Consider the following 16711-nt stretch of genomic DNA (forward strand, 5'->3'; position numbering starts at 1 on the left):
GGTGGGGAAGAGCGGATGCCGTCAGCCGGCGTCGTCGATGCGATCCAGGCGGCGGTCGATCAGCCGCACGGCGATCGCGAGCGGGATCGCGACGCCTGCCAGCGGCAGGAGGACCGGGACGGCACCGACGATGACGGTCCAGGCGGCGATGACGACGAGCACGCCGAGTGCCGTCGGCACGGAGGTCATCGGCAGCAGCAGGGCGAAGCGGAGCACGGCGGCCGGCCGGTCGTCGTAGCGCGAGAGCAGCACGACCGTCGTGATCGCGCTGACCAGCGCGACGGAGGCGAGGACGCCCGTGAAGACGAGCAGCGCGGCCGACACCGGCCCCTGGAGCTGCGGCAGCACCACGGCATCCGCCGCGAGGAGCGCGGCCGCGAGGCCGAACGGGATGCCGGCGAGGTTCGCCCGGCCGAACTCGGCGCGGTAGCGCGCCCAGAAGGTGCGCACGACTCCGCCCTCGGCGGTTCCGGTGAGCAGGTCGCCGCGGCGCAGAACGGCGGATGCCGCGACCGATGCCGGCATGAGACCGAGCACGCCGAGCCCGAACAGCGTGCCGAGCAGGAACATGAGGTTCACCGCGATCAGCGCCGTCGCGACGTGCAGGACCTGCATGACACGGCCCGTCCAGCCGGCGCCGGCGAGCGCTTCGGCGCTCATGAGGTCACCGCCTGGGAGCCGCTCCACACCACGCCGTGCGCGTCGATGCCGCTGAACGCGAGCACGGTGCGCGCGGCGACCGGGTCCCAGGCGCCGAAGACGACGGCGTCGAGGACGACGCGATCGGCCTCGTCCAGCCCACCCACGTCCAGCCTCGCCGCGACCGGCTCGCCGTCGGACACGGCATCCGACGCGATCGTCACCCGCTGCGCCTCGATGAGGCCCGGCACCTCGGGCGCGAAGCGCACGGCATCCCACTCCCCCGAGGCCGGCGCCGCGGTGCTCAGCCGCTCGGTGCCGGGCCCGGCGAAGGGGTGCGGCGACACCAGCGGCCACCCGCCCGCGGTCCAGTGCACCCGGCGGATCTGCGCCTCGTGCTGCGTCGGCGCATCCGCCAGCCGCACGTGGTGCACCATGAAGGTCGCGTCGCCGTCGGTGAAGACGGAGTTGTGCCCCGGCGCGATGAGCCCGGTGCCGCCGGGGAAGCGGTGACCGCCGAGCACCTTGGTGCCGGCCTCGACCGCCGTCTCCGGCTCCGGCGAGGTCATGTCCCTGCCTGCGGCATCCCGGTACGGGCCGGTGATCTCGTCGGCGACGCCGACACGCACGCTGTAGGTGCTCGCGAGCGAGTCGTAGGACACGAACAGCACGAACCGGTCCTCCTCGGCGCGGTACTGCACGTACGCGCCCTCGATCGCGCCGTCGACGCTGGCGGGCCGGCGGGCGATCAGCGTGCCGGTCTCCTCGCGCAGCCGCATCCCGGTCTCCGGGTTCAGCTCGACGATGTGGATGCCGCCGAAGAACGACCCGTAGATCATCCACGGCCGGCCATCGCGGTCGAAGGAGACAGCGGCGTCGATCGCGTTGTGCGCGTCGCGGTCGTGGAGGGTGGCCACCACGATGCCCTGATCCGTCCAGGGACCGGCCGGGCTCTCGGCGGTCGCGAGGCCGATGGCCGAGGTGCGCGAGCCGAACGTGGAGGCCGAGTAGTACATGTGCCAGCGCGTGCTGCCGTCGGTGGTCGGCCAGCGCACCACCTCCGGCGCCCAGAGCCCCTCGGCTCCGCTCCACTCGCGCGCAGGTGTCGGCACCTCGCCCAGGGCGGTCCCGTGGAACGACCAGGTCACCAGGTCAGGAGAGGTGCGCACGTGCGCGCCCACCGGGAAGCCGGATACGTCGGCCGCGGCATCCGTGGAGAACATGTACCAGAGGCCGTCGTCGCCGCGCACCACCGTCGGGTCGTGCGCGTTGCGCGCTCCCCAGCTGCTCGGATCGCTCGTGAGGATCGTCATCTCAGGCCTTCGATCCGCTCAGTGCGACGGACTCGATGATCTGCCGCTGGAAGACGACGAACACGACCAGGACAGGGACCAGCGCGATGAACGACGCGGCCATGATCAGCGGATAGTCGGTCTGGCTGGCGTAGGTGGCGTTGAAGCTCGCGATGACGAGCTGCAGCGTCTGCCTCTCCGGGGAGTTCAGGTAGATGATCGGCGCGAGGTAGTCGTTCCACACGGCCATGAACCACAGGATGAACTGCGCGGCGACGGCGGGGCGGATCGCCGGGAAGATCAGCGTGAAGAAGATCCGCAGGTAGCCGGCGCCGTCGAGCTTGGCCGCCTCGATGATCGAGTCGGGCACGGAGTCGAGGAACTGGCGGAGGAAGAAGATCATCACGATGTTGCCGAACAGCCCTGGCAGGATCAGCGGCCACAGCGTGTCGACCATGCCGGCATCCGCGAACATCTTGAACTGCGGGATCATGATCGTCGGGAACGGGATCATGATCGCGGAGAGCATCGCCAGGAACACGACGTTCTTGAACGGCAGGCGCATCTTCGCGAACGCGAAGGCCGCGATCGCCGAGCTGACCGTGCCGACCACGGTCACGCTGACCGAGACGATGACGCTGTTCCAGATGCCGCTGGCGAGGGGGCCCGCCGTCCAGACGCGGATGTAGGTGTCCCACTGCACCGGGTCGGGGATCCACTGCGGCGGGAGGGCGAACACCGCCTCCTTGGTCTTCAACGAGGTGCTGAACGTCCACAGCAGCGGAGCGATCATCACGATCCCGCCGATCGACAGGATGATCGTGACGATCACGTTCGTCATGCGGTAGGAGCGCGAGCGGGTGCCGACGGGGGCGGACGAGCCACCGGAGCCGCCGGCGACGCGGCGGGGGAGCCTGCGGCGGGCCGTCGCGGGGAGCACGGTGGTCATGGTGCCGGGCGCAGGGTCGACGTCCGGGGCTGTCTGAGCGCCAGGGGCTGAAAGAGTCATGGCTGCCTCACTCGATGGAGAACTGGGACCGGCGGTTGACCTGGAACTGGATCGCCGTGATGACGAAGACCAGCAGTCCCAGGACGACCGACATCGATGTCGCGTAGCCCATCTGGAGGTAGTTGAACGCCTTCTGCCAGATGTACCAGACGATGGATGCGGTGGAGAACTCGGGGCCTCCGGTGGGGGTCATGATGTTGATCTCGATGAAGATCTGCGCGCCGCCGATGATGCTGGTGACGACCAGGAAGAACGTCACCGGCCGCAGCATCGGGATCGTGATGTGGCGGAACTGCGAGAGCGCACCGGCCCCGTCGATCGAGGCCGCCTCGTACAGGTGCCGCGGCACCGACTGGAGGGCCGCCAGGTAGAGGAGCATCGAGAAGCCGAGCCCCTTCCAGATCGCCATGATGATGATCGCGGGCTTGGCGGTGTCGGTGTTCTGCAGCCAGTTCGGGCCTTCGATGCCGAAGAATCCGAGCACCTGGTTGACCAGGCCGAAGTCGCCGTTGTACGCCCACTGCCAGAGGATCGCCACCGCGGCGAGCGAGGAGATCACGGGCACGTAGTAGACGGTGCGGAAGAAGGTGGTGCCGCGCATCTTGCGGTTGAGCGCGAGGGCGAGCAGCAGGGAGATGATCAGTCCGATCGGGATGCCGATCATCATGAACACCGTGTTGCCCATCGCCTGCCAGAAGTACGGGTCGTTCCACATCTCGACGTAGTTGTCGAGGCCGTTGAAGACCGGGTCGCTGAGGCCGTTCCACTTCGTGAACGACGCGTACACGGCGAACAGGAGCGGGTAGGCGATGAAGATCAGGAACCCGAGCACCGGCACCGCGATGAAGGCGGCGGCGGCAAGATGCTCGCGGCGGTGCAGCCGGGATCGGCGGACGGTCGTCGTGGACATGGTCACCTCGTTCTGTGGGACGGTCGGGCTGGTGCCCCGGGGCCGGCGCGGGGCCGGCCCCGGGATTCGATCAGCCGATGCCGGCGTCCGCGTTGGCCTTGTCCAGCAGCTCCTGCATGCGCGGCTGCACCTCGGCGAGGTAGTCGGCGGCCGTCTGCTCGCCGTCGAGGACGGGCTGGATGTTCTTGAACAGCTCGTCGTACCACTCGGCGGAGTAGGTGGTGTTCGCCGGGAGCGCGCGGCCGTAGTCGTTCGCGACGTCGAGGAACTCCTGCTTGTTCGCCGGCGGAAGGGTGGACTCGGAGACCCAGGTGTCGGCCATGTCCTTGAGGTTCGGGATCTGCACGCCCGCGTCGACCAGCGACTGCTGCGCGGTCTCGTCGGTCGAGAGGTAGATCGCGAGCTTCGTGGCGAGCTCCGCGTTCTTCGTGGTCTCCGCGACGGCGATGCCCAGAGTGCCGGTCCAGGTCGCGGTCTCACCGGTGGCTCCGGCCGGGTAGGGGATCAGGTCCCACTCGAAGTCGAGCTTCTCGTAGGTGGGCACGTCCCACGGGCCGACCGGGAAGAACCCGATCTGTCCCTGCATCCAGCGCTGGTAGGTGTCCAGCGTCTGCGCGTCCGTGGTGGACGGGGTGACCTTCGCGACGTTCGACATGTCGGCGAAGAACTGCAGCGCCTCGGCGAATTCCGGGGTGTCGACGGTGACCTCGGTGTGGTCCTCGTTGAGCCAGTCGCCGCCGTTCGACCAGACGAAGGACTGCAGGTTCCACTGCACGTTCAGGCCGGTGCCCCACTGGTCGAGGGTGCCGTCGCCGTCGGTGTCGAGGGTGAGCTTCTCGGCGACGTCGATGAACTCGTCCCAGGTGTAGGGGGTGTCGGTGGAGGGCAGCGGGATGCCGGCGGCCTCGAACATCGTCTTGTTGTAGCCGAAGGAGAACGGGCCGATGTCCTTGGGCATCGCGTAGATCGCGCCCTCGCCCATGATCTTCCCGTCGAAGCGGTAGCTGTCGACGCCGTACGCCCAGACGTTGTCGAGGTCGGCGGACGCCTCGACCTCCTCGGTGATGTCCTTGATGATGCCGGACTTCACGTAGGCCTGGACGCTGCCCGGGTCGACGTAGAAGACGTCGGGGATCTGCTTGCCGGTGATCGCCGCCTTGAGCTTGGTGGAGTACTCGTCGGCGGTCGTCATGATGATCTTGACGTCGACGTCGTTGTCCTTCTCGAACTGCTCGATGGCAGCCGTGTACGCCGCCTTCTCCGCGTCGCTGCCGCGGAACATGAAGGTGAGGGTGTCGCTGTCGCCACCGGCGGCGCCTGCGCTCGAGCATCCGGTGATGGTGGCGGTGGCGAGCGCGATCACGCCCGTCGCGGCCAGGATCCGTGACTTCATTGTGCTGTGTTTCCTCTCGGGAGCTGACTTCGATGTCATCGCTCGGGGGTGGTCCGCTGGAGCGATCTCACTCGTTCTACAACGTTGTACGTAAACGTTGTAGAGACATTGTGACCCGGATCCGGCGGGCTGTCAATCGCGTCTTCCGCGATGGGAGGCCACAAGCGCATCTCGACGGGGGTGCGGGGCCGAAAGCACCCCCGAAGCGGTTCTCCGGTGCGCTTCTGACCCCGCGACCGGCTCCGGACGCGGAGCGCGGGGCGGTCGGGACAGCGCGGTGCCGTGCCGGGGCGCGGGTGCGGGGGCGCGGGTGCCGGGAGAGGCGGGTCAGGCGGAGGGTGCGGACTCGCGAGCGAGGATGCGGAAGTCGGAGAGCAGCGTGCGCGGCTCGGCATCCGTGCCGCCGGAGATCCGCTTGAGCAGCGTCGAAACGGCGGTCTTCGCGATCCAGTCCCGGCCGGGGTCGACGGTGGTGAGCGACGGGATCGAGTACTCCGCCTCGTCGAGGCCGTCGAAGCCGACCACGGCGACATCGTCCGGCACCCGGCGGCCGGCCTCCTGCAGCACGCGCATCGCGCCGAGGGCGAGCGTGTCGTTCAAACCGAAGACGGCGTCGAAGTCCACGCCCCTGGCGAGGATCTCGCGCATCGAGTCGGCGCCGTTCGCGCGGTGCCAGAGCGTCGTGTAGCCGACGATCTCGTCGTCGTACGGGATGCCGGCCCCCTCCAGGGCTTCGCGATACCCCTGCAGGCGGAGGGCGGCGGAGCCGATGACCTCTCCCTCGTGCGCGCCGACGACGGCGATCCGATGCCGCCCCTGGGCGATGAGGTACTCCGTCGCGGCCCGGGCGGCCTCCACGTTGCGCATCGTCACATGGTCGGTCGGGCCGTCGAAGATGCGCTCGCCGAGCAGCACCATCGGGTAGGAGACATCGAGCGCGGCGACATCCTCCTGCCCCATCCCCAGCGGGCTGAAGATGAGCCCGTCGGTGAGCTTGAGGCGGGGACTGCGCAGCAGCTCGAGCTCGCGATCCCGATCGGCGCCGGTCTGCTCCACGAGCACGACCACCCCGGCCGCCTCGGCCTCGTGGATGACCTGCGCGGCGAGCTCGGCGAAGTACGCGAGGCTGAGGTCGGGCAGAGCGAGGGCGATCGCCCCCGTGCGCCCTGAGCGGAGGTTGCGCGCCGTGAGGTTCGGCGTGTAGCCGAGCTCGGCGATCGCGGCCTCGACCTTCTCGCGCGTCGCCGGGCGGATGTGCGGATAGTCGTTGATGACGTTCGACACCGTCTTGATCGAGACGCCGGCGATCCTCGCCACGTCGTGCAGCGTCGCCGCCATGAGCACCCCCTGTGTCGCGATCAGTCTACAACGTTGCAGAAGCTCTGGGCCGCTGCGAGTTCACCCTATCGGCCCGCCCGCTTCACACCGCTGATCCGGCGACCGTCCCACGGAGCATCTCGCTCCGCAGGACGGTCCCGCTATGGATCAGCAGCGCTTCGCGCCGTAGTCCGCATCCAGTGTGGTGGTCACGAGCTTCCCGTCGATCTCGCCGCGCACCGTCGCCGTCACGACACCCGCCGCGAGCTTGGGCTTGCGCGTCGCGAACTCCCGAGTCGCCTCCGCCCCGGGGGCGACGGCGACGATCGACTTCCGACCATCCTTCGATTCGATGTCTGCTTCCACCTCCACGACGGACGCGTTGCCCAGCGAAGTCCTGACGACCGCCTTCTTCCCGACGCACGTGGCCGTCGCCGTGAAGGTGACATCGAGGCGTGCGGGCTGGGGCGCCGCGGCGTCGAGCGCGATCATGATCCAGCTCACCTGAACGTCCGCGCCTCGGGTCGGATGCAGGAGCAGCTCGATCTCGCCCGCCGACCCGACGGTGATGTCGCCGTAGGAGCGAGACTCGTTCGCCGCCGCGTAGTCGTGGTCCGCCTCGACGACGGCACCGTTCACGCTGACCTGCGCGCCGCGGTCGTCCCACTGATCCCACGGGTCCGCGTACCCGACATGGACGCTGTACGTGCCGGGTTCGAGATCCCCGAACCGGTACGCGAGATCGCGTCCCTCGACGGCATAGCGGAGAGTCGAGAACATCGTGCCCTCCGCGGTGCCGCTGGTCTTGCTGCCCTCGCTGATCCAGCCCCAGGACGCGTCGGTGGCGGCATCCGCTCCGTGGGCGTGATCGGCCTCGCTGTTGAGGAGGTCCTCTCCACCGAAAGCCTTCACCGCCAGCCAGTCGGCCGTCTCCTGGCCCCCGGCGTTCACCGCATACCGGAGGCCGTCCGGCACGACCGGGATCGAGCGGGTGAAGGTGCGGCCGCCGAAGTCGGGCAGTGCGCCGGTCGCGGTGACCACGCCCGGCGCCGCCGTCGAACCGGAGACGCTCCAGGTCACGGCTTGGGTGGTCTCGACGCCGTTCTGCCGTACGGTGACGGTCGTCGTGTCGAGCGAGCCGCCGACCGGCAGCGTCGCCGGGACTCCCGAGACGCTCCACGCCGCCCACTGGTCGAGCTGGCCAAGGGTCCATTCGTCGTACACCTCGACGGACAGCGTGTCGCCGCCCTCGCCCATGTTCAGCGGCAACCACACCAGAGGCGCGTTGCGCAGCGCGTCGTCGGACCCACCGTTCCAGCGGTCGCCCATGTAGATGTACTTCCCGCTCTCCCGGTCGACGGGGACCACCGACGTCGGCTGGGTGTTCCACGAGTCGTTCTGCGCCCACCACGGGAACGGGTTGCCGATCTCGGTCCACTCGCCCATGAGGTCCGTGGCCGTGGCGTACTTCGTCGGGTTCGGTGACCAGCCGCTCGTGCCCGACGTCAGCAGGAAGTACCGCTCGTCATGCTTGAACAGCGCCGGCGCCTCGCGGGACCAGCCCGCGAAGATCCGGTTGTAGTCCACGCCCTCCACGGCCTCGTCGGCCGGGGTCGCGAGGCCCGTGTAGTCCTCGTTGAGCTTCGAGATGTACATCGTCGCGTTGTCCTCGCTGGAGTAGATGATGTACCCGGTGCCGTCGTCGTCCACGAACAGGTTCATGTCGCGCGCCATGCCCGGGGTCCCCCACCCCTCGGCCGAGTGATTCAGCGGCATGCTCTCGATGTAGCGGAACGGTCCGAACGGCGAGTCGGCGATCGCGACGCCGGCCTTCGCCTTGGCGTACTGGGCGGTCGACGTGTCGGAGGGCCCGTCCATGTGCGCCCACATCACCCATTTTCCGGTGGCCTCGTTGTGGATGACCTTGGGCCGTTCGATGATCGGCGGGGTAACGCCCGCGACCGGCGTCGTGCCGAGATCGCGGTAGACGGCATCCTTCTGAGCCTGCGTGTAGTCGCCGTAGAGGGCCGCGAAGTACGGCTCGTCGAACTGCGCCGTCGAGGAGAGCGCCCGCAGGGCGAGACCCTCGTCCTTCCAGTTGTAGAGGTCGTACGAGCTGTACACGTGCACGCCGGGCGCCGAGTGGTAGCCGTTGGTGCGGTCCTCGCCATACAGGTAGTAGATCGTCCGGCCCTCGGCATCCGTGGAGGGGACGACCTGTCCGCCGTGCGCCTGGATGACGTTGCCGTTGTCGTCGAGCCAGGGCCGCCCCGGGCGGAAGCTCGTGTAGGTCGGGCCGACCTGGGCGTCGGCGTCGGCGAGTCGGAAAGTCTGGTTCGCTCCCCCGTTCGACGGCCAGAGACCGACGGTCGCGCCGACCGCGGTCGACTGTCCGCTGACGTCGAGCACCCGCTCGTGCGCGGCGTTCAGGAGCGAGAAGGTCGCACCGTCGGTGCTGCTGGCGAGCCACTGCACGGAGGGGTCGACTGCGGCATCCTCATCGCTGATCTCCCGCAGGGTCGTGCCGTTCGCATCGGCGGCGAGGGCGCGTCCGTCGGCGAGACGGAGCACGAAGCGGTCGCGCGTCGTGCCGTCACCCTCGGCGATGCGCGTCGCGGTCCAGAGCTGGGTGGCGTCGGCGTCGGGCGACGCGGCGTCTCCGAGCACGGTGGCCGGGTTGCCAGCTGTGACGGTGACGGGCTTGCCGCTCTGCACGCCGACGAGCCGTACGGTGTCGCCGTCGCGGAGGGCAGGGGCGTCGGACGCCGCGCCGCTGACCCCGTCGACGACGAAGGTGACGACGGACTTCGCCGGGACGGTGAGGACCGCAGACTTCGTCGACGGCTCGACCGGCACGGCGCCGCCCGCCACGAGCGCGTTCGACGACGGCGCCGTGGCGGGCGACTCGGTCGTGACGATCGGGGTGACGGTCGCCCCGGAGGCGATCGTGCCGAAGCGGGAGAGGTCGACCCGCACGGTCTGCGCCGAGGTGGACGCGTTGGTGTGCACGAGCACCGCGCCGTCGCCGTCGGCTTTCACGGCGCTGGTGGTCTGCGCGTCATTCGTGGGCACGATTCGGTCACCGGGCTCGATGTGATGTGTGAAGTTGCGCAGCGTGTCGAACTTCGTGTTGGTGACGACCTTGCAGGACGGGTCGGCGTCGCCGTCGGCGACGCGTCGCACGGAGTCGCCGTCGGCGTTGCAGTCGAAGTCGATGAAGACCGATCCCCAGTTGAGCTTCTCGGCCTTCTCCATGTTGTAGAGGTCCTCGACGGGTTGCCAGAGCACCCATGCCGAAGGATCCAGTTCGCGCAGGTCATCGGTGATGTGCTGGGCGATCCCGAGACCGTTCTCGATCGACGTCGGGTTCCAGGTGCTGCCGCCCCAGTTGCCCTCGACCTCGCTCATCCACAGCGGCTTGCCCGCCGCCTTCGCGATGTCGCGCACGCGCAGCCGGTCGCCAGTGCCGTATGTGTGCACGTTCAACTGGTCGACGGCCGCCTTCGCCTCCGGGGTCCAGCCGCTCCAGTCCGCCACGAAGAGCGAGGGGTTCGTCTCATCGGGTCCGGAGACGCCCGCATCGGTGGTCGAGCCGGCGAGCGCCCCCTCGAGGGCGGTGAGGACCTGGGCCTGCATCGCGGGGCCTGCGTGTGCTCCCTCCTGTCGACCGCCGGTGGGCGCGCCCTCGCCGCCGAGAGTCGTGCCCCAGTAGTTCGTGTTCGGCTCGTTCAGCGGATCGATCGTGTCGAACGAGATGCCGTGCGCGTCCTCGACATGCTCGGCGACCGTCACGAGGTAGGTCGCGAACTTCTCCACCGCATCCGACCTGATCTGCTCCGCGTTCGCGTCGAAACCGCCCGAGACGTAGCCGCTCTCGGTCATGAAGTAGGGCGGCGAATTGCTGAACGCCTCCCACTTCGTCACGCGGTCCTTGATCTCGTCGACCCAGGCGAGCTGGGTCGCGTCGGCCGTGAAGTCGTAGTCGCTCGCCTGCGTGCCGGTCCACGCGGCGAGATAGCGGTCGCGGTCGGCGTAGGTCGAGGTGATCGCGCCGCTCCCGTCGGTCAGCGGTGCGTCGGAATTCCACCACCCATCCACGGCCCCGCCCGCACGCAGGTAGTCGTCGACGTCGCTCGCGTTGCCGCCGCCGATGTTGTACCGGGCGATGTTGAGGTTCAGCCCGTCGTCGGCGAAGAGCGTGTCGATGAGCTGGGTGCGCAGGGCAGCGGGATAGTCGCCGGTGGCGTTCGCCATCCAGACGAGGCTGGTCCCCCAGCCTTCGAATGCGGGGCCGGTGACGGCAGGGTTGGGTGTGAGCACGGCATCGGGTTCCACCGCATGCGCGGCGGAAGGCGCGAACTGCAGCGCGCCGGCCGCGACGCTCGCGGCGACGAGGCCGGCGCCGAGGCGGCGCGGTCGAGACTTCGAAGAGGACATCGTTGTTCCTATCGGGAGAAGTGTTGACGTCAACACATAAATGTGATGACGTCAACATATCTGAGCCGAGAAGGGATGTCGAGGCCGATCACCCAACCCGCCCTCGCGTAAACGTTGGAACTTCAAGGCGAGCGCTTTCCGGGCATCCGGAGGGGCCGCACCCGGTGCGCTATTGTGACGCGGGTGGCCCTGACTGACCTCCCTCTCGACCTGCTCCGCGACTTCCGCCCCGAGGTGGCCGAGCCCGCCGGATTCGACGACTTCTGGACGAGCACCCTCTCCGAGTCGCGCGCTCTCGCGACCGCACCGGAGGTTCGCCCCGCCGCGACGCCGATCACGCAGCTGATCGTCGAGGACCTCACGTTCAGCGGCTTCGGCGGCGAGCCGATCCGCGCGTGGATCACGCGCCCCCGGACCGACGAGCGGCTGCCGGTGGTCGTGGAGTACATCGGCTACAACGGCGGACGCGGGGTGCCGGGCGAGCGGCTGCAGTGGGCGTCAGCCGGGTACGTGCACGTGCTCATGGACACCCGCGGCCAGGGCAGCGGGTGGGGCTCCGGCGGTGACACCCCCGACCCGCACGGCTCCGAGGGCGCGGTGCCCGGGTTCATGACCCGCGGCATCTCGAGTCCCGAGACGTACTTCTACCGCCGCGTCTTCACCGACGCCACGCTGCTCGTCGACGCGGTGAAGCAGCTGCCGTCCGCCGACGCGGGGCGCATCACCGTGACCGGCGGCAGCCAGGGCGGGGGCATCAGCCTCGCGGCTGCCGCGCTGCATCCGGACGTGTCGGCGGTGATGCCGGACGTGCCGTTCCTGTGCCACTTCCGGCGATCCGTGGAGCTGACCCCGGAGAACCCGTTCAAGGAGGTCGAGCGCTACCTCGCGGTGCGACGCGGACGTGTCGAGGACGTCTTCGAGACGCTCTCGTACTTCGACGGCGTGAACTTCGCCCGGCGGATCACCGCCCCCGCCCTGTTCTCGGTCGCGCTCATGGACGCGGTCGTGCTGCCCTCGAGCGTGTTCGCCGCCTTCAACCACCTGAGGTCGTCGGATGCCGAGATCGAGGTGTACGAGTTCAACGGGCACGAGGGCGGGCAGATCGTGCAGTGGGTGCGCCAGGCCGAGTGGCTGGCGGAGCGCTTCTCCGCGTGAGCGTCGCGCACGCTCAGCCGGCGGCGTTCTCCTCGAGGCGCTCGGCGGCGGCCCGCTCCGCCTCCGTGGGCACGTATCCGTCGATGTGCCGCTCGTCGACGCCGTCGTAGGCCGAGAGCGGGCGGATCAGCGCGTTCGAAGCCTGCTGCTCGATGATGTGAGCGGTCCAGCCCGTGATGCGCGCGGCGACGAACAGCGGCGTGAACGTGACCGTGTCGAAGCCGATCAGGTTGTACGCCGGACCCGACGGATAGTCGAGGTTCGGGTAGATGCCCTTGCGGGACACGAACTCCTCCTCGAGCCGGGAGTAGAGCTCCGCGACCTCCGGACGGTCGTAGTGCTCCACGAGCCGGTCGAGCGCGGACTTCATGGTCGGCACGCGCGAGTCGCCGCGCTTGTACACGCGGTGGCCGAAGCCCATGATCTTGCGCTTCTCGGCGAGGGCCTTGTCGAGCCAGGGCACGACGTTGTCTGCGGACCCGATCTCGTCGAAGATGTGCAGCACGGCCTCGTTGGCGCCGCCGTGCAGCGGGCCCTTGAGCGCGCCGATCGCACCGACGACGGCCGAGTACAGGTCGCTGAGGGTCGACGTGATCACCCGCGCCGTGAACGTCGAGGCGTTGAAGGAGTGCTCCGCGTACAGGATCATCGAGCGGTTGAACTCGGCGACCACGACCGGGTCCGGCTCCTCGCCGAAGGTCAGCCAGAGGAAGTTCGCCGCGTAGTCGAGATCGTCGCGGGACTCGAGCGCGTCGAGTCCACGCCGACGGCGCTGGCCGTAGGCGACGATCGCCGGGAGCGCGGCGAACAGCTGCAGGCTGCGCTCGAGGTTCTGCTCGGGGGTGCCGACGGCGTCGAGCACGTTCGTGGTGCCCGCGGTCTCGATCGCGCCGATCGCGCTGACCGCCGTGCGCACCTCGTCCATCGGGTGAGAGTCGACGGGAAGGCCGTCGATCACGGCCTTCACCTGCGGGGCGAGTGCGCGGTGCGCGCGCTCGGTGGCACGCAGCTCCGCCAGCTGCGCGGCATCCGGCAGCTCGCCATGCCAGAGCAGGTGGGCGACCGCCTCGAACGACTGGGTCGCGGCCAGCTCCTGCACGGGGTACCCGCGGTAGAGCAGGCTGTTGGTCTCGGGGTTGACCTTGGAGATCGCCGTGGTGTCGACGACGACCCCGGCGAGGCCCTTCCTGATGTCCGGCTCGGTCATGGTCACTCCTTCGTGAGGTCCCGCTCGATCGTGAAATTGAAGACGCCGGAGTCGAAGTGGTTGTACGACTCGTAGTCGATGAGGTCGTAGAGGTCGGCGCGGTGCTGCATCTCGCCGAGCCGCGACGACAGGTGCCCGTCGTCGTTCAGCGTATCCAGTGCGCGGCCCGCCGCGCCCATCGCGATGCGCAGCAGCGACACCGGCCAGATCACGAGGCGCACGCCGGCGCCGCGCAGCTGGTCGACGGAGAACAGCTCGCTCTTGCCGAACTCGGTCATGTTGGCGAGGATCGGCACGTCCACCGCGTTCGCGACGGCCTCGAACTCCTCGAGAGTGCGCATCGCCTCGGGGAAGATCGCGTCGGCCCCGGCGTCCACCAGGGCCTTGGCTCGGTCGATCGCGGCATCCAGCCCCTCGACGGCGCGGATGTCGGTGCGCGCCATGATGAGGAAGTTCGCGTCCCGCCTGGCGTCGGCGGCGGCGCGGATGCGCTTGATCGCGGTGTCGGCATCGACGACGCTCTTGCCGTCGAGGTGGCCGCAGCGCTTCGGGTTGACCTGGTCCTCGATGTGGGTGCCGGCGAGCCCGGCATCCTCGAGCTCCTGGATGGTGCGGGCGACGTTCATCGGCTCGCCGAAGCCGGTGTCGGCGTCGACGATCGCGGGCAGGTCCGTCATCCGGGCGATCTGCTTCGCCCGGCCGGCGACCTCGGTGAGCGTTGTCAGGCCGATGTCCGGCAGGCCGAGGTCGGCGGAGAGCACGGCGCCCGAGATGTAGACGCCCTCGAAGCCCTTCTGCTCGATGAGCCGGGCGCTCAGCGGATTGAACGCGCCGGGGAAGCGCAGCAGCTCGCCGCTCGCCAGACGCTCGCGGAACAGCCTCCGCTTCTCCGCCGGGGTGACGGTGGAGTACAGCATCAGAACAGCCCCTTCGGAGCGTCCCCGTTCTCCAGCAGACCGGGCTTCGCGATGATCGACAGCTCGCCGACCTCGGCGGCGGTGAGCTCCGGAAGTCGCTGCACGAGCTCGAGGAAGCGCTCGATCTCTGCCGGCTCCAGGACGGGCCCTGCGAGAAGGCGGAACTTCGCGATGTAGTTCTCGCGGACGAAAGGCCGGGCGCCGAGCGGATGCGCGTCGGCGACGGCGATCTCGTCGACGACGGTGGTGCCGTCGGTGAGGCGGATCTCGACGCGACCGCCGAACGCCTTCTCGTCAGGGTCCTCCGAGTGGTAGCGACGCGTCCACTCGGCATCCTCGGCGGTGGTGATCTTCCGCCACAGCGCGACGGTGTCGGCGCGGCCGGCACGCTCGGGGGTGTAGGAGTCGACGTGGTGCCAGCCGCCGTCCTGCAGCGCGACCGCGAAGATGTACGGGATCGAGTGGTCGAGGGTCTCGCGCGACGCCGTCGGGTCGTACTTCTGCGGGTCGTTCGCGCCGGAGCCGATCACGTTGTGGGTGTGGTGGCTGGTGTGGATGACGATGGCCTCGACGTTCGCGGGGTCGCGCAGCGCCGGGTTCTCGGCGCCGAGACGGCGGGCGAGATCGATGAGCGCCTGCGCCTGGTACTCGGCGGAGTGCTCCTTCGTGTACGAGTCGAGGATGGCGCGCTTCGGCTCGCCGGATGCCGGCAGCGGCACCTCGTACGCGGCATCCTTGCCGTCGAGCATCCAGGCGATGACGCCGTCCTCGCCCTCGTAGATCGGGGCGGGACTGGTCTGCCCGCGCATGGCACGGTCGACGGCCTCGACGGCCATCTTGCCGGCGAAGGCCGGGGCGTGCGCCTTCCAGGTGGAGATCTCGCCCTTGCGGCTCTGACGGGTCGCCGTGGTGGTGTGCAGGGCCTGGCCGACGGCCTGGTAGATCGTCTCCGCGTCGAGTCCGAGCAGGGTGCCGATGCCGGCGGCGGCCGACGGCCCGAGGTGGGCGACGTGGTCGATCTTGTGCTTGTGCAGGCAGATCGCGCGGACGAGGTCCATCTGGATCTCGTAGCCGGTGGCGATGCCGCGAACGAGAGCGCGGCCGTCGGACCCGACGTGCTGGGCGACGGCGAGGATCGGCGGGATGTTGTCGCCGGGGTGCGAGTACTCGGCGGCGAGGAACGTGTCGTGGTAGTCGAGCTCGCGCACGGCCACGCCGTTCGCCCAGGCCGCCCACTCGGGGCTGGTGCGGTGGTCGAGGGCCGCGCCGAAGACGGTGGCGCCGTGGCCGCCGGTGGACACGGGGTGGCTGAAAGCCTGCGCGCGGGCCGCGTTGATGGGCCCGCGGGTGAGGGATGCCGCGGCCACCGAGGCGTTGTCGATGATGCGGTTGATGATCATGTCGACGACGGCGGTCTCGACTTCGACCGGGTCGACGGCGACCTCGGCGATCTTCCAGGCGAGCTGATCCTCACGGGCGAGGTTCTCTTCGCTGCGGTGGACGCGGACGTGATGGGTGACGGTCATGGTTGTCCTTCGCTGTCGGTGAGGGAGTCGAGGATGCCGGTGAGGGCGTTGTGCAGGTGCACGTGGGTGGCGTGCGCGGCGAGGTCGCCGTCGCGGGCGGCGAGAGCCTGCGCGATGGTGCGATGCTCGGCGGCGGATGCTGCGAGCCGGGCGGGCTTGTCGCGGGCCATCCGCCGGACGCGCACGAGGTGGGTGCGCACGGTGCGGAGAGCGGCGGCGATGTAGTCGTTGTCGACGGCCGCATCGAGGGCGGCGTCGAAGCGGGCGATGAGCGCGTAGTAGGCGTCGCGGCCCTCATCGGCGTCGAGGTCGACGTGGCTGAACTCGTCGGCGAGTGCCGCGAAGAGCGCGGCGTCTCCGCGGGTGGCGGCGAGCCGGGCCGAGGTCTCCTCCAGCGCGCGGCGGATCTCGAACAGGGCGCGGATGTCGTCGGCATCGAGATCGGCGACCACCGTCACCCGCGGCGACTGCTGCACGACGAGTCCGTCGGCGGCGAGCCGGCGCAGCGCCTCACGCATCGGCGTGCGGCTGATCCCGAGCCGCGCCGCCTGCTCGACCTCGCCGAGCACGTACCCTGCGGGCAGGGCGCCGGACTGGATGCCGTCGAGCAGATCGGCATACGCGCGATCGCTCGCGGTGGTCCGATCGGCGGCGAGGGTCATGGGGTCAGTGTATACATAAACTGCGCGTGTTGATACTCAGGCGACGCTTGCTTCGACTTTCGTATACATAGTCGTGGCGGGTGGCTTGTCAGCGCATGGCTTCTTGTGGGTCGCTGCGGGGGGGGTTTCTCGTGGGTCGCTTCGGGGGTTCGCTTGTGGGGCGCTGCGCGATGGATGCCGTGGGGAAGACATGCCCTCGCTCGCCTTCGGCGTGCTCCCGCCAGACCCGGTGCCAGCTTCCCCACGA

At 69.3% G+C, this 16711-nt stretch carries 12 protein-coding genes; 1 reads left to right on the top strand and 11 read right to left on the bottom strand.

The window, feature by feature from the left end; genetic code table 11:
- Nucleotides 1–21 precede the first annotated feature (21 nt).
- The 7 genes from G6G98_RS09230 to G6G98_RS09260 form a co-directional block, all read right to left on the bottom strand.
- Nucleotides 22–660 carry a YesL family protein gene (locus tag G6G98_RS09230; protein ID WP_164234810.1) on the bottom strand — a complete coding sequence of 213 codons (639 nt, stop codon included), beginning with the start codon at nucleotides 658–660 and terminating at the stop codon, nucleotides 22–24.
- A complete protein-coding gene (locus G6G98_RS09235; RefSeq protein ID WP_164234811.1) occupies nucleotides 657–1952 on the bottom strand; it encodes an arabinan endo-1,5-alpha-L-arabinosidase in 1296 nt (431 codons plus the stop codon). Before G6G98_RS09235 ends, G6G98_RS09230 begins: the two co-directional genes overlap by 4 nt.
- 1 nt (nucleotide 1953) lies before the next feature.
- Nucleotides 1954–2940, bottom strand: coding sequence for a carbohydrate ABC transporter permease (locus G6G98_RS09240; protein ID WP_347877967.1), 987 nt, complete (start codon nucleotides 2938–2940; stop codon nucleotides 1954–1956).
- 7 nt (nucleotides 2941–2947) lie between these two features.
- A complete protein-coding gene (locus G6G98_RS09245) occupies nucleotides 2948–3850 on the bottom strand; it encodes a carbohydrate ABC transporter permease (RefSeq protein ID WP_164234812.1) in 903 nt (300 codons plus the stop codon).
- Nucleotides 3851–3920: 70 nt separating this feature from the next.
- Nucleotides 3921–5243, bottom strand: coding sequence for an ABC transporter substrate-binding protein (locus G6G98_RS09250; protein WP_164234813.1), 1323 nt, complete (start codon nucleotides 5241–5243; stop codon nucleotides 3921–3923).
- A 327-nt stretch (nucleotides 5244–5570) separates the two neighbouring features.
- Nucleotides 5571–6581, bottom strand: coding sequence for a LacI family DNA-binding transcriptional regulator (locus G6G98_RS09255; protein ID WP_164234814.1), 1011 nt, complete (start codon nucleotides 6579–6581; stop codon nucleotides 5571–5573).
- Nucleotides 6582–6728: 147 nt separating this feature from the next.
- Nucleotides 6729–10997: a family 43 glycosylhydrolase gene (locus G6G98_RS09260; RefSeq protein WP_164234815.1), complete on the bottom strand. Its 4269-nt coding sequence runs from the start codon at nucleotides 10995–10997 to the stop codon at nucleotides 6729–6731.
- A 183-nt stretch (nucleotides 10998–11180) separates the two neighbouring features.
- Between G6G98_RS09260 and G6G98_RS09265 the strand changes: the two genes are divergently transcribed.
- Complete coding sequence (locus tag G6G98_RS09265; RefSeq protein ID WP_067355205.1) at nucleotides 11181–12152, top strand: acetylxylan esterase; 972 nt, start codon at nucleotides 11181–11183, stop codon at nucleotides 12150–12152.
- Between the two features lie 13 nt (nucleotides 12153–12165).
- Here G6G98_RS09265 and G6G98_RS09270 read toward each other — a convergent pair whose 3' ends face one another.
- Genes G6G98_RS09270 through G6G98_RS09285 form a run of 4 tightly spaced genes read right to left on the bottom strand, consistent with a single transcriptional unit; the run spans nucleotide 12166 to nucleotide 16464 of the window.
- Nucleotides 12166–13359, bottom strand: coding sequence for a bifunctional 2-methylcitrate synthase/citrate synthase (locus G6G98_RS09270; protein WP_067355201.1), 1194 nt, complete (start codon nucleotides 13357–13359; stop codon nucleotides 12166–12168).
- Between the two features lie 2 nt (nucleotides 13360–13361).
- Nucleotides 13362–14276, bottom strand: a complete 915-nt coding sequence (gene prpB / locus G6G98_RS09275; RefSeq protein ID WP_164234816.1) for a methylisocitrate lyase — start codon at nucleotides 14274–14276, stop codon at nucleotides 13362–13364.
- Nucleotides 14276–15802, bottom strand: a complete 1527-nt coding sequence (locus tag G6G98_RS09280) for an MmgE/PrpD family protein (protein ID WP_164234817.1) — start codon at nucleotides 15800–15802, stop codon at nucleotides 14276–14278. Before G6G98_RS09280 ends, prpB begins: the two co-directional genes overlap by 1 nt.
- Complete coding sequence (locus tag G6G98_RS09285; protein ID WP_067347388.1) at nucleotides 15799–16464, bottom strand: GntR family transcriptional regulator; 666 nt, start codon at nucleotides 16462–16464, stop codon at nucleotides 15799–15801. Before G6G98_RS09285 ends, G6G98_RS09280 begins: the two co-directional genes overlap by 4 nt.
- Nucleotides 16465–16711: the final 247 nt, after the last annotated feature.

The organism is Microbacterium hydrocarbonoxydans, from assembly GCF_011752045.1.
GTDB lineage: Bacteria > Actinomycetota > Actinomycetes > Actinomycetales > Microbacteriaceae > Microbacterium.